The sequence below is a fragment of the Pseudomonas sp. 8(2025) genome (assembly GCF_052665325.1).
Genome location: NZ_JBQOIE010000016.1, coordinates 77,246 through 92,587, shown reverse-complemented (window position 1 = coordinate 92,587; position 15,342 = coordinate 77,246). Strand labels below are relative to the sequence as shown.

Here is a 15,342-nt window from a genome sequence, read left to right as displayed (position 1 = left end):
TTCCTACAGCCGATTCAGCTGATCAGCAGAGCTGCTGCAACAGCCCGGCGCGGTGCTGCCCGAGGTGCCCGACCGGGGCCGGAACTGTCCGGGTTTCGGGTGACATACAGGCCCTGGGGCCGATGCTTAAATCCGCGGACGCCGGTGCCCGGGCCCATCACATGAGAAGGATCTTATGACGCATTTTTCCGCCGCAGCCGTGGGCGCTTTCGTCGCGCCAGTCACCCCAGCCAGCCACTGCCCGCCATGGGCCGGGCACCCCGCCCGGGGGCGCGCATGAACGCCGGTCCGGTACAGGCCCGGGGCCTGCCGCTGACCGCCGGGCAGCGCGATATCTGGCTCGACCAACTGAGCCGGGGCGACTCGCCGCTGTACAACATCGGCGGCTATGCCGTGCTCAAGGGGCCGTTCCGGCCCGAGCTGATGCAGCGCACCGTGGAGCTGCTGGTGGACAAGCACGACGTGCTGCGCACGGTGCTGTCCCTGGAGGGCAGCGTCGACGGCCTGCCCTTGCAGCACTTCGACCGGCAGTGGCCGGTGGAGCTGGTGTTCCATGACCTGTCCGCGGCGGCCGATCCGCTGGCGGCGGCCCAGGCGCAGATCCGCCGGCAGATGCAGCAGGCGTTCAAGCTCGACGGCGAACGGCTGTGCCGCTTCTCGCTGTTCCGGGTGGGCCCCGAGCATCACCTGATGGAAGTCGAGGCCCATCACCTGATCCTCGACGGCTGGGGGTTCGCCCAGCTGTCCCAGTCCCTGGGCGGGCTCTACAGCGCCCTGGCCAGCGGCGAGGAGCCCCAGGCCACGGCGCCGTCCTTTGTCGACTTCATCGAGGACGACGCCCGCTACCACCAATCCAGCCGCTATGCGCGGGACCGCGACTACTGGCTGGACAAGTACCAGAGCCTGCCGGAGCCGGTGCTGCGCCCGCGCTACCGGCCCGCCGCCGACGCCGCGACCCCGGGGGCGACCCTGGTCCAGGCGTTCCCCGCGGCCTTGCACGAACGCATGAAGGCCCTGGGCAAGAGCACCGGGGCCTCGGCCTTTCATGTGCTGCTGGCGGCGCTGCATGTGTACTTCACCCGCACCCTGCAACGGGACGAATGGGTCCTGGGCATGCCGGTGCTGAACCGCCCCAATGCGGCCTTCAAGGTGACCCTGGGTTCCTTCACCCAGGTCAGCGCGGTGCGCATGGACTTCGGCCGCGAACTGAGCTTCGAGGCCCTGGTGGGGGCGGTGCGCGATGTACTGAAACAGGACTTCCGCCACCAGCGCTTTCCCCTGAGCGAACTCAACCGCGCCCTCGGCCTGCTGCGCGAAGACCGCGCGCAGCTGTTCGAGCTGTCGCTGTCCTACGAACTGGAAGACCTGGACTACCGCTACGGCGAGGCGGCGGCCTCGTCGGTGAAAGTCTCCAACCGCCACGAGCCCACGCCCCTGGCCATCCACCTGCGCAGCAACAGCTTCGATGACAGCGCCTGGATGCACTACGTCTACGACTCGGCGTATTTCCAGCCCGAGGAAATCGAGGCCCTGGCCGCGCGCCTGCTGCATGTGCTGGAGCAGGGGCTGGACAATGTGCAACTGCCGGTAGCCCGCTTCTCCCTGCTGCCTGCCGCCGAGCTGCGCCGCTTGCAGGCCTGGAACGCCAACGAACAGCCAGCCGCCGCCGAACAGCGGATTCACGCCCGGGTCGCAGCCTGGGCCCGGCGCACGCCCCAGGCCATTGCCCTGGTCGCCCAGGGCCAGGCCCTCAGCTATGAACAGCTCGACCGCCGGGCCAACGCCCTGGCCCTGCACCTGCGCGAGCTGGGAGTGGGGCCGGATGCGCGGGTGGCCATCGTCGCCCGGCGCAGCCCGGAAACCCTGGTGGGGCTGCTGGCGATTCTCAAGGCCGGCGCGGGCTATGTACCCCTGGACCCGGCCCATCCGGCTGAGCGCCTGGCCTTCCTGCTGCACGACAGCGCACCGCGGGCGGTGTTGACCCAGGGCGCCCTGCGCCAGTGCCTGCCGACGCTGAACGTGCCGCTGATCGACCTCGACAACGGCCAGTGGCTGGATGGCCCGGGCGAGATTGCCGAGGCCGCCGGGCTGACCGCCGAGCACCTGGCCTACGTGATCTACACCTCCGGCTCCACCGGCCAGCCCAAGGGCGTGATGGTGGAGCACCAGAGCCTGTCGAACCTGGTGGACTGGCATGGCCGGGCTTTCGACCTCCAGGCTGGCAGCCACACCTCATGCCTTGCCGGTTTCGGCTTCGATGCCATGGCCTGGGAAGTCTGGCCGGCCCTGTGCGCCGGGGCGACCCTGCACCTGGCGCCGGTCAGCGACGGCCCCGAGGAGCTGGACCGCCTGCTGGCCTGGTGGCGCGCCCAGCCGCTGGAGGTGAGCTTTCTGCCGACCCCGGTGGCCGAGTACGCCCTCAGCCAGCAACTGGGCCACCCGACCCTGCGCACCTTGCTGATCGGCGGCGACCGCCTGCGCCAGTTGCCTGCTGACCCCGGGTTTGCCGTGATCAACAACTACGGCCCCACCGAGGCCACGGTGGTCGCCACTTCCGGTGCCATCGAGGCCGGGCAGGCCCTGCATATCGGCCGGCCCATCGCCAATACCCGGATCTACCTGCTGGATGAACAGCAGCAACTGCTGCCCATCGGCGTGCCCGGCGAGCTCTATGTGGGCGGTGGCGGGGTGGCCCGGGGTTACCTCAACCGCGATGGGATGAATGCCGGACGCTTCCTTGCGGACCCCTTCAGCGACCGTCCCGGCGCGCGCATGTACCGCAGCGGCGACCTGGCTCGCTGGCGGGAGGACGGCAGCCTGGAATACCTGGGGCGCAACGACGATCAGGTGAAGATCCGCGGCCTGCGCATCGAGCTGGGGGAAATCGAGACCCGCCTGGGGGATCACCCGGCAGTGCGCGAGGCGCTGGTCCAGGCCCGGGACGGCCAGTTGCTGGCCTGGTTCATTCCGCGCCAGGCGGTCACGGCCCTGCAACTGCGGGAATTTCTGCGCCAGCAGTTGCCGGAGTACATGTTGCCCATGGCCTACGTACCGCTCGACGCCTGGCCGCTGACCGGCAACGGCAAGCTGGACCGCCGGGCGCTGCCGGCGCCGGGGCCCGAGGACCTGATCAGCCGCGCCTACGAGGCGCCCCAGGGCCCGCTGGAAATCACCCTGGCCGGGCTCTGGAGCGAGCTGCTGCAGGTGGAGCAGGTGGGCCGCCACGATCACTTCTTCGAACTGGGCGGGCATTCGCTGCTGGCCCTGCAACTGATCCAGCGCATGGCCCAGGCCGGCCTGCAGGCCGATGTGCGGGTGCTGTTCGGCCAGCCGACCCTGGCCAGTCTCGCTGCGGCGGTGAGCACCGGGCAGGTCGTCGAGGTCCCGGCCAACCGCGTTCCGCCCGACTGCCAGCGCATCACCCCGGCGATGCTGCCCTTGGTGGAGCTGGACCAGGACAGCATCGACCGGGTGGTGGCCTGCATCCCCGGCGGCGCTGCCAATGTGCAGGACATCTACCCCCTGGCGCCGTTGCAGGAGGGCCTGCTCTATCACCACATGACCGCCGCCCGCGATCCCTACCAGCAGCACGCGCTGTTCGCCTTCGCCCGGCGCGAGGACCTGGACGCCTTCGCCCTGGCGCTGCAGGCAGTGATCGAGCGCCACGACATCCTGCGCACCAGCCTGGTCTGGGACGTGCTGGAGCAGCCGCTGCAGGTGGTCTGGCGCCAGGCACGGCTGACGGTGCAAGAGTGGCAGGCCGGGCCCGGCGGCCATGTAGCGGATCGACTGCGCGAGCACTTCGACCCGCAGCACAACCCGCTGGATATCCGCCAGGCGCCGATGCTGGCCCTGGCCTGGGCCGAGGACCGGGCCAATGGGCGCTGGATCGGCCTGCTGCGCTTCCATCACCTGGTCAACGACGCCACCAGTACCGCGGTGCTGCTGGCGGAAATCGCCGCCCATGTGCAAGGCCGGCAAGCCAGCCTGGCGCCGGCCTATGCCTACCGTGACTACGTGGCTCGCACGCGCCAGGGGCAGGCCGCCCACAAGGCGTTCTTCGAGGCCGGCCTGGGCACGGTGGACGAGCCGACCCTGGCCTTCGAACTGCAGGAACGGCCCGGGGAACAACTGGACCTGCAGCACGCCAGCGGCCTGCTGGAAGCCGAGCTTGGCCAGCGCCTGCGGACCCAGGTGCGCCAGCTCGGGGTCAGCGCCGCCAGCCTGTTTCACCTGGCCTGGGCCCTGGTACTGGGGCGTACCAGCGGCCGTGAGGACGTGCTCTTCGGCAGCGTATTGCTGGGCCGCCTGCAAGCCGGGGCGGGGGCCGACCGGGCCCTGGGCATGTTCATCAACACCTTGCCACTGCGCCTGGAGCTGGCGGGGCTGACGGTGGCCGAGGGGCTGGGCCAGGCCCAGCAGCGCCTCAGTGCCTTGCTTGCCCACGAGCAGGCGCCGCTGTCCCTGGCCCAGCGCTGCAGCGCGGTGGCGGCGCCGACCCCGCTGTTCAATGCCTTGCTCAACTATCGCCACAACCTCGGCGGCGACCTGTTGCAGGGTTTGCCTGGGGTCGAGTTGCTGAGCAGCGAAGAGGTGCTCAGCTACCCGCTGATGCTGGCGGTGGACGACCTGGAACCGGGTTTCCGCCTGGGCTGCCGGGCCCCGCGGCGGATCGGCGCGCAACGCCTGCTGGGCTACCTGAACACCGCTCTTGAAGCGCTGGTGCTGGCCCTGGAACAGGCGCCGCAGACGCCGTTGCACAGCCTGTCGATCCTGCCGCCGGTGGAGTCGCGCTACCTGCTGCAAACGCTCAATGCCACCCGTTCGCAATACCCGCGGGAGCTGACCCTGCATGCCCTGTTCGAGGCCCAGGTGCGACGCACGCCCGAGGCCATTGCACTGCAGGCCGGCGCGCGGCAACTGAGCTACCGGCAGCTCAACCAGCGCGCCAACCAGCTGGCCCATTACCTGCGCGAGCAGGGTGTGGGGCCGGATGTGCGAGTCGGGCTCTGCGTGCAGCGCAGCCCGGAACTGCTGATCGGCCTGTTGGGCATCCTCAAGGCCGGCGGTGCCTATGTGCCCCTGGACCCGGACTACCCGCTGGAGCGCCTGCGCTACCTGGTGCAGGACAGCCAGCCACTGGCGGTGCTGGTGCACCAGCCGACCCGCGAGCTGCTGGGTCCGCTGCCCCTGTCGCTGATCGACTTCGACCGCAGTACCTGGGAGCAGGCGCCGCAGCATGATCCCGTGGTGGCAGGGCTGACGGTTTCGCACCTGGCCTACGTGATCTACACCTCGGGTTCCACCGGTACACCCAAGGGGGTGATGGTGGAGCACCGCGGCCTGGGCAACCTGATGCACTGGAGTTCGCAGCTGTGTGGCGAGCGGGCCCGGGGCACCCTGCTGCAAAAGGCGCCGTTCAGTTTCGACGGCTCGGTCTGGGAGCTGTTCTGGCCCCTGGTCACCGGCATGCGCCTGTTGCTGGCGCGGCCCGACGGCCAGCGCGATCCGCTGTATCTGGCGCAATTGGTGCGCGAGGAGCAGGTGAGCATGATCAAGTTCGTGCCGGCCATGCTCCTGCAATTTCTGCAGCTGGAAGAGGCCGGCCGGTGCCACAGCCTGACCGATGTGTTCTGCGGCGGCGGCGAGCTGACCGAGGCGATTGCCCGGCTGTTCCGCCAGCGCCTGCCCGGAGCACGTTTGCACAACGTCTACGGCCCCACCGAGGCCACCGTGGACAGCAGCGCCTGGACCCTGGAGCCAGGGGCAGCGGTGCCGCCGGTGCAACTGCCGATCGGCAAGGCCATCACCAACACCCGGCTGTATGTGCTGGATGCCCATGACCAGCCGGTGCCCCAGGGCGTCAGCGGCCAGCTGCACATTGGCGGGGTCGGGGTTGCCCGGGGTTACCTGGGCTTGCCGCAGTTGCAGGCCGAGCGCTTTATCGACAGCCCCTTCGTCGCCGGCGACCGGCTGTACCGCAGCGGTGACCGGGTGCGCTACAACGCTGACGGCGACCTGGAGTTCCTCGGGCGCAACGACTTCCAGGTCAAGCTGCGGGGCCTGCGCCTGGAGCTGGGGGAAATCGAGGCGCGGCTGGCCAGCCACCCGGCCCTGCGCGAGGTGGCGGTGCTGATGCGTGGCGAGCGCCTGGTGGCCTATTTCAGCCTGCACCCCGGGGTGGCGGCGCCAGGGATCGAGGCGCTGCGGGCCCATGTCCTGGAGCGTCTGCCGGAGTACATGGTGCCGGCAGCCTATGTGCAACTGGCGGCGCTGCCCCTGAGCGCCAACGGCAAGCTGGCGCGCGATGCACTGCCGGAGCCGGGCCTGGAAGCGGTGCTGAGCCGCGATTTCGAGCCGCCCCAGGGGCCGCTTGAAACCACCCTGGCGCGGCTCTGGGCCGAGGTGCTGCAAGTGGAGCGGGTAGGGCGCCACGACCACTTCTTCGAACTGGGCGGGCATTCCCTGCTGGCGGTCAGCCTGGTGGCGCGGATGCGCCAGGAAGGCCTGCACGCCGATGCCCGCCTGTTGTTCAGCCAGCCGACCCTGGCGGCGCTGGCGGCCCATACCCTGGGCCAGTTGCAGCGCCTGGAAATCCCCGCCACCACCATCCCCCAGCTCAAGCGCCAGCGGCGTCTCTGAGGCCGCTGCAAGTGCTTTTCCCCGCGCCGGCCCCAGGGCCGGCGCGGGCCGTGGTGCCTCAGCGGGACAGGCCCCGCGCCATGTCCCGGCTTCCCATGTCAGCCCCGCTGCGGCGGATGTTTTAGCGTCTGCGAGCTGCCAGCAAGCCTGGCGGGCTCACTGTCCCTGGTGCTTTTTGCGCAACGGCGCGACAGCCCCGCGCGGTGCCTGGCAGCGGCGCTTGTCGCCCGTCCGGGCAGCGGGGCGCTGGTGAAAGGTTGCATCTGAAACAAGGACGTTCTCTTCAACCGTTTCCGAATTCTCAGGCAGGTTACAAGATGCAGTTCAGCGAATTGATGGCAGTGCTTTCGACCCTGGCGATCCGTCTTCAACGGGAACAGGAGGACCTGCTCGTCCAGGGCGATGACGAGGCGCTGGACGACGGGCTCTGGGACAGCCTGGTGCAGCACAAGGCCCGGCTCCTGGAACTGCTCGACGGCCAGGGCGGCAGCTGGCTGAGCCCGGCTTTCAGGATCACCCCGGACATGCTGCCCCTGGTGCAGCTGGACCCGCCCGCCATCGAGCGTATCGTCGCCGCAGTGCCCGGTGGCGCCGCCAACGTGCAGGACATCTACCCCCTGGCGCCGCTGCAGGAGGGCATGCTTTATCACCATTTGTCCGCCGCCCAGGGCGACCCCTATGTGCTGCAGGCGCGCTTCGCCTTTGCCAGTGCCGAGCGACGGCAAGCCTTCGCCGAAGCCTTGCAATGGGTCATCGACCGCCACGACATCATGCGTACCGCCATCGCCTGGGAAAGCCTGGATGAGCCGTTGCAGGTGGTCTGGCGCCAGGCGCCGCTGGTGATCGAGGCCGTGGCGCTGGACCCGGCCGACGGCGATGTGCTCGGCCAGCTGCAGGCCCGCTACGACTCCCGGCACTTTCGCCTGGACCTGCGTCAGGCGCCGCTGCTGCGCCTGGTGCACGCCGAGGACCCGGCCAACCAGCGCCAGGTGGCGCTGCTGCTGTTTCATCACCTGGCCCTGGACCACTCCGCGCTGGACCTGGTACGCCAGGAAATCCACGCCCGCCTGCAAGGGCACAGCGAGCGCCTGCCGGCCCCGGTACCGTTTCGCAACCATCTGGCCCAGGCCCTGGCAAGCCGCAGCGAGGCGGCCCACGAACGCTTCTTTCGCGAGATGCTCGGCGATATCGACGAGCCGACCCTGCCGTGCGGCCTGGGGGATGTGCAGGGCGTCGGGCGGGTGATCGAAGAGGCCCGGCTGACCCTGGACCGGGAGCTCAGCCAGCGCCTGCGGGCCCAGGCCCGGCAACTGGGGGTGAGCAGCGCCAGCCTGATGCACCTGGCCCTGGCCCGGGTGCTGGGCCAGCTGTCGGGGCGCGAAGCGGTGGTGTTCGGCACCGTGCTGCTGGGCCGCATGGAGGCCGGCGAAGGCGGCGAGCGGGCCCTGGGCATGTTCATCAACACCTTGCCGCTGCGGGTGGATGTCGGCGCCCAGGGCGTGCGCGCCGGGGTCCTGGCCACCCATCAGCGGCTCAGTGCCTTGCTCGCCCATGAGCATGCGTCCCTGGCCCTGGCCCAGCGCTGCAGCGGGGTCAGTGCGCCGACGCCGCTGTTCAGCGCCATGCTCAACTACCGCCACAGCCACGCCGCCGATGGCGCCCAGGTGCAGGAGGTGGCCCCGGGCATCCAGGTACTGGGCGCCGAAGAGCGCACCAATTACCCGCTGACCATCAACATCGATGACCTGGGAGAGGATTTTTGCATCACCGCCCTGGTGGATCGGCAACTGGGCGCCGAGCGCATCGCCGGCTACCTGCTGACCGCCCTGGAGAGCCTGGCCCTGGCCTTGCAGAGCACTCCGCAGGCACCGCTGCACAGCCTGGAGATGCTCCCGGCCAGCGAGCGCCGCTACCTGTTGCAGGGCCTGAACACGCCGCTGGGGCACTACCCGGACAGCCCGCTGATCCACCAGCAGGTGGAAGCCCAGGCCCGGGTCCAGCCCGAGGCCCCGGCGCTGCTGTTCGGCGAGCTGCGGCTGAGCTACGGCGAGCTCAACCGGCGCGCCAACCAGGTGGCCCACCGTTTGCTGGCGCTGGGCGTACGCCCGGACCAGCGGGTGGCGATCTGTGTCGAGCGCGGCGTGGAAATGATCGTCGGCCTGCTGGGCATCCTCAAGGCCGGCGGCGCCTACGTGCCCATCGACCCGGCCTACCCCCGCGAGCGCATCGCCTACACCCTGCAGGACAGCGACCCGGTGGCGCTGCTGGTGCAGGCCGGCACCCAGTCCCTGGTGGCCGACCTGCGGGTGCCGCTGATCGACCTCGACAGCCGCACCCTGGCCCATGAAGCCCAGGACGACCCCGAAGTGCCGGGGCTGACCCCGGCCCACCTGGCCTATGTGATCTACACCTCGGGCTCCACCGGCCTGCCCAAGGGGGTGATGGTGGAGCACCGCAACGTGGCCCGGCTGTTCAGCGCCACCCGCGACTGGTTCGACTTCAACTGGCGGGACGTGTGGGCGCTGTTCCATTCCTTCGCCTTCGATTTCTCGGTGTGGGAGATCTGGGGGGCGCTGGTGCATGGCGGCCAGTTGCTGGTGGTGCCCCAGGCCGTCAGCCGTTCGCCGGATGACTGCTACCGGCTGCTCTGCGAAGCCCGGGTGAGCATCCTCAACCAGACCCCCAGCGCCTTCCGTTCGCTGATCGCGGCCCAGGACCAGAGCCCCCTCAAGCACTCCCTGCGCCAGGTGATCTTCGGCGGCGAGGCCCTGGAACCGGGGATGCTCAAGCCCTGGTATGCCCACCTGGAAAACGTCGGCACCCAGCTGGTGAACATGTACGGCATCACCGAAACCACGGTGCACGTGACCTATCGCCCGTTGCAGGCGGCGGATGCCCAGCTGGTGGGCAGCAGCCCCATCGGCCGGCGCATTCCCGACCTGCAACTGTATGTGCTCGATGCCCACCGCGAGCCGCTGCCCAGCGGCGTGGTGGGTGAGTTGTATGTGGGCGGCGCCGGGGTTGCCCGGGGCTACCTCAACCGCGATCAGCTGACCGCCGAGCGCTTTATCGCCGACCCCTTCAGCCACGAGCCGGGGGCGCGGCTGTACAAGACCGGCGACCTGGCGCGCTGGCGCAGCGACGGCAGCCTGGAGTACCTGGGGCGCAACGATGACCAGGTGAAGGTCCGCGGCTTTCGCATCGAGCTGGGGGAGATCGAGGCCCGCCTGGCGGCCTGCGACGGCGTGCGCGAAGCGGTAGTGATCGCCCGGGAAGACACCCCGGGGGACAAGCGCCTGGTGGCCTATGTGATCCCCCGGCCGGGGGCCGCTGCCAGCGCTGCGCAACTGCGCGAGCAACTGCAACAGAGCCTGGCCGAGCACATGCTGCCCAGCGCGTTCGTGACGTTGCAGGCCTGGCCCCTGACCCCCAATGGCAAGCTCGACCGCAAGGCCCTGCCGGCGCCGGACAGCCAGGCCCTGGCCCGGCGTGAATATGCAGCGCCCCAGGGCGAGGTGGAACAGGCCATTGCGGCAATCTGGCAAGAGCTGCTGGGCTTGCCGCAGGTCGGGCGCCAGGACAACTTCTTCGAGCTGGGCGGGCACTCGCTGCTGGCGGTCAAGCTGATGGAGCGCATGCGCCAGGTGGACCTGTGCGCCGATGTGCGGGTGCTGTTCGGCCAGCCGACCCTGGCCGCCCTGGCGGCGACCGTGGGCGGGCAGCGCGAGGTGCAGGTGCCGGCCAACCGCATCGCCGCCGATTGCCGCCACATCACCCCGGACCTGCTGCCCCTGGCGGACCTCGATCAGGCCGCCATCGACCGGCTGCTGGCGCGGGTGCCCGGCGGCGCCGCCAACGTCCAGGATATCTATGCCCTGGCGCCCTTGCAGGCGGGGATCCTCTATCACCACCTGAGCAGCGCCGAGGGCGATCCCTATGTGCTCCAGGTGCAGTTCGAATTTGCCGGCGAAGACGCCCTGCAAACCTTCACCCTGGCCTTGCAGCAGGTCATCGCGCGCCACGACATCCTGCGCAGCAGCATGGCCTGGGAAGGCCTGGAACAGCCGGTGCAGGTGGTCTGGCGCCAGGCGCCCCTGGACATTCAGGTGGTCGAGGCGGACCCGGCCCAGGGCCCGGTGCTGGAGCAGCTGCAGGCGCGTTTCGACCCCCGTCGCTACCGCCTGGACCTGAGCCGGGCGCCGCTGCTGCAACTGGCCTGCGCCGCGGACCCGGGGCAGCAGCGCTGGCTGGGCCTGCTGTTGTTCCACCACCTGGCCCTGGACCACAGCTCCCTGGAGGTGTTGGTGGAGGAGATCAGCGCGGTGCTGCAGGGCGCCGCCGCGCAGTTGCCGGCGCCGGCACCGTACCGCAACTATGTGGCCCAGGCGCGCCTGGGCCATGGTGAGGAGCAGCACCAGGCGTTCTTCCGCGAGATGCTGGCGGACATCGACGAGCCGACCCTGGCCTTCGGCCTGCAGGACGTGCAGCGCGACGGCAGCGGCATCCGGGAGCGTCAACTGCGCCTCGACCCGGCGCTGTGCCGGCGCCTGCGGGAACAGGCGCGGCACCTGGGAGTGAGCCTGGCCAGCCTGCTGCACCTGGCCTGGGGCCGGGTGCTGGGGCAACTGGCGGGCCGCGATGACGTGGTGTTCGGCACCGTGCTGCTGGGAAGGATGCAGGGCGGCGCCGGTGCCGACCGGGCCCTGGGCATGTTCATCAACACCTTGCCGTTGCGGGTCAGTGTAGGGGAGCAGGGTGTGGCCGAGGCCTTGCGCGCCACCCACGCCCGGCTGGCCCGATTGCTGGGCCACGAGCACGCCTCCCTGGCCCTGGCCCAGCGCTGCAGCGGCGTGCCGGCATCGCTGCCCCTGTTCAACAGCCTGCTCAACTACCGCCACAGCGCTGCCGACACCGCGCAGCAGGGGCCGGCGAGCTGGGAGGGGATCCGCGTGCTCGACTCCCGGGAGCGCAGCAATTACCCCCTGGCGCTGAATATCGACGATGACGCCCACGGCCTGCGCCTGACCGTGCAGGCCGTGGCGCAGGTGGACGGCGATCGGGTCTGTGGCTACCTGCAGTGCGTGCTGGAACACCTCGCCCAGGCCTTGGAGCAGACCCCGGCCCTGGCCCTGGAGAACATCCCGGTACTGCCGGCGGCCGAGCGCCGCCAGGTATTGCTGGAGTTCAATGCCAGCACCCGCGACTACCCGCGCCAGCACACCGTGCACCGGCTGTTCGAGGCCCAGGCCCAGGCCCACCCGCAGCGGGTGGCGGCGGTTGAAGGCCAGGCGCAGCTCAGCTACGGCGAGCTCAATACCCGGGCCAACCAGTTGGCCCGGCACCTGCTGGAGCTCGGGCTGCAGCCCGGCGACCGGGTGGCGATCCTGTTGCCCCGGTCCCTGGACCTGCTGGTGAGCCAACTGGCCGTCTGCAAATGCGCCGCGGCCTATGTGCCCCTGGATATCAACGCCCCGGCCCAGCGCCAGGCCTTCATGGTGGAAGACAGCGCCAGCGTGCTGCTGCTCAGCCGCAGCGACCAGGTGCTTGCGTGCCCGGCCAGAAGGGTCGACCTGGACCGCCTGCAACTGGCGCCATTGCCCGGGCACAACCCGGACCTGGCGCAGTCGTCCGAGACCGTGGCCTACATCATGTACACCTCCGGCTCCACCGGCGTGCCCAAGGGCGTGCAGGTGCCGCACCGGGCCATCAGCCGCCTGGTGCTCAACAACGGCTATGCCGACTTCAACCCCGAGGACCGGGTGGCCTTCGCCTCCAACCCGGCCTTCGACGCCAGCACCATGGATGTCTGGGGCGCCTTGCTCAATGGCGGCCGGGTGCTGGTGATCGATCACTACACCCTGCTGGAACCTGCGCGTTTCGGCCGGGCCCTGAGCACGGCCGGGGCCACGGTGCTGTTTGTCACCACGGCGCTGTTCAACCAGTACGTGCAACTGATTCCCGAGGCCCTCAAGGGCCTGCGGATTCTCCTCTGCGGCGGCGAGCGTGCCGACCCGGCGGCCTTTCGCCGCCTGCTGGCGCTGGCGCCGCGGCTGCGCCTGGTGCACTGCTACGGCCCCACCGAAACCACCACCTACGCCACCACCCATGAAGTCACCGCCCTGGCCGATGACGCCGAGCACGTGCCCATCGGCCGGCCGATCGGCAACACCCGGGTGTATGTCCTGGACGCCCAGCAGCGGCCGCTGCCCATCGGTGCCCCGGGGGAGATCGTGATCGGCGGCGACGGCGTGGCCCTGGGTTATCTCAACCGCCCCGAACTCAACGCCGAGAAATTTATCCGCGACCCTTTCAGCGAACAGCCCGGGGCCTTGCTGTACCGCACCGGGGACATTGGCCGCTGGCTGGGCAACGGCCTGCTCGAATGCCTGGGACGCAACGACGATCAGGTGAAGATCCGTGGCCTACGCATCGAACTGGGGGAAATCGAGGCGCGCCTCACTGCCTGCGCCGGGGTCAAGGAGGCCGTGGTCCTGGCCCGGGAAGACGAGCCCGGGGACAAGCGCCTGGTGGCCTACTACACCCTGCAGGCGGACGCCGCGCCGCTGCCGGCCGAAGCCCTGCGCGCGGCCCTGCAGCAGCAACTGCCGGACTACATGGTGCCCCTGGCCTACGTGCAGTTGCAGGCCTTGCCCCTGACCAACAACGGCAAGCTGGACCGCAAGGCGCTGCCGGCGCCGGCCCCGTCGGCCCTGCTCAGCCGTGAATTCGTCGCCCCCCGGGGCGAGGTGGAAATCGCCCTGGCGCGGATCTGGAGCGAGCTGCTCAAGGTGGAGCAGGTGGGGCGCCACGACCACTTCTTCGAACTGGGCGGGCACTCGCTGCTGGCGGTGAGCCTGATCGAGCGCATGCGCCAGATCGGCCTGAGCGCCGATGTGCGGGTGCTGTTCAGCCAGCCGACCCTGGCCGCCCTGGCCGATGCCGTGGGCAGCGGTCGGGAAGTGCAGGTGCCGGCCAACCTCATCAGCGCTGATTGCCCGCGCATCACCCCGGACCTGCTGCCCCTGGTGGAACTGGACCAGGAGGCCATCGACCGGGTGCTGGCCAGCGTGCCGGGCGGCGTGGCCAATGTGCAGGACATCTACCCCCTGGCGCCGTTGCAGGAGGGCATTCTCTATCACCACCTGAGCGCCGGGCAGGGCGACCCCTACCTGCTGCAATCGCGCCTGGCCTTCGACAGCCTGGAGCGCCTGCAGCGTTTCGCCGGGGCCCTGCAGCAGGTCATCACGCGCCATGACATCCTGCGCACCGCGGTGCTCTGGGAAGGCCTGCCGCAACCGCTGCAAGTGGTCTGGCGCCATGCCGAGCTCCGGGTCGAGGAACAGCACCTGGACCCGGCCGAGGGTGACCTGCTGGCGCAGTTGCAGCAGCGCTTCGACGCCCGTCACTGGCGCCTGGACCTGGCCCAGGCGCCGCTGATCCGCCTGGTCTATGCGCGAGAGCCCGGGCAGCAGCGGGTGCCGGCGATCCTGCTGTTCCACCACCTGGCCCTGGATCACACCGCCATGGAGGTGATCGGCGAGGAAATGCGCGACCTGCTGTTCGACCGCGCGCAGCACCTGGGCACACCGGTGCCGTACCGCAACTATGTGGCCCAGGCACGCCTGGGTGCCGGGCAGGCGGAACACGAGGCGTTCTTTCGCGACATGCTCGGGGACATCGACGAGCCGACCCTGGCCTTCGGCGTAGAGGATGTACAGGGTGACGGCCTGGGTATCGAAGAGGCCGCGCTGGTGCTGCCCGAGGCCCTGAGCCAGCGCCTGCGGCAACAGGCGCGGCACCTGGGGGTGAGCGCCGCGGCCCTGATGCACCTGGCCTGGGGCCTGGCGCTGGGGCAGTTGGCCAACCGTCGCCAGGTGGTGTTCGGCACCGTGCTGATGGGCCGCATGCAGGGCGGCGCGGGCGCCGACCGCGCCCTGGGGGTGTTCATCAATACCCTGCCGCTGCGGGTCGATGTGCAGGGCAGCGTGCGTGCCGCGGTCAAGGCCACCCACGCCCGGCTCAGCGCCTTGCTCGGCCATGAGCACGCCTCCCTGGCCCTGGCCCAGCGCTGCAGCGCGGTGGCGGCCGGCGCGCCGCTGTTCAACACCTTGCTCAACTACCGCCACAGCGTGCCGAACACGGCGGCGCCGGACGGCCTGGATATCTGGCAGGGCGTCGAACTGCTGGGGGGCGAGGAGCGCAGCAACTACCCGCTGAGCCTCAGCGTCGATGACCTGGGCGAAGGCTTCAGCCTGGCGCTGCTGGCCCAGGCCGGAATCGGTGCGCAGCGTGTCGGCGCTTATATGCAAAGTGCCCTGGAGCAACTGGCCCAGGCCCTGGAACACAACCCGCAGGCGGCCCTCGAACAGTGCTCGGTGCTGCCGCCACAAGAGCGCGAGCAACTGCTGGAGGGCTGCAATGCCAGCACCGCCGACTACCCCCGCGGGCAGACCCTGCACGGGCTGTTCGAGGCGCGAGCGGCACAGGCTCCCGACGCTGTGGCGCTGGTACAGGGGACGTTGCACCTGAGCTACCGCCAGCTCAACCAGCAGGCCAATCAGCTGGCCCGGCAACTGCTGGAGTTGGGCGTGCACCCAGACGATCGCGTGGCCCTGTGCCTGCAACGCGGGCCGCACTTGTTGCGGGGCATGCTGGCGGTCCTCAAGGCCGGGGCGGCCTATGTGCCCATCGACCCGAGCC

Annotated in this window: 2 protein-coding genes (1 of these 2 running past the window's edge); both read left to right on the top strand. The window is 70.0% G+C overall.

Features of this window, described 5'->3' with window-relative positions; all coding sequences use genetic code 11:
- Window positions 1-276: 276 nt before the first annotated feature.
- Window positions 277-6,642, top strand: coding sequence for an orfamide A non-ribosomal peptide synthetase OfaA (ofaA, locus tag ACUXVH_RS25975; RefSeq protein WP_065363499.1), 6,366 nt, complete (start codon window positions 277-279; stop codon window positions 6,640-6,642).
- Between the two features lie 317 nt (window positions 6,643-6,959).
- Window positions 6,960-15,342, top strand: the 5' portion of a protein-coding gene (gene ofaB / locus ACUXVH_RS25970; RefSeq protein WP_065363500.1) for an orfamide A non-ribosomal peptide synthetase OfaB. 4,721 nt of this gene lie beyond the right edge of the window; 8,383 of the gene's 13,104 nt are visible here — the first part of the coding sequence; the start codon lies at window positions 6,960-6,962; its stop codon lies beyond the right edge, outside the window.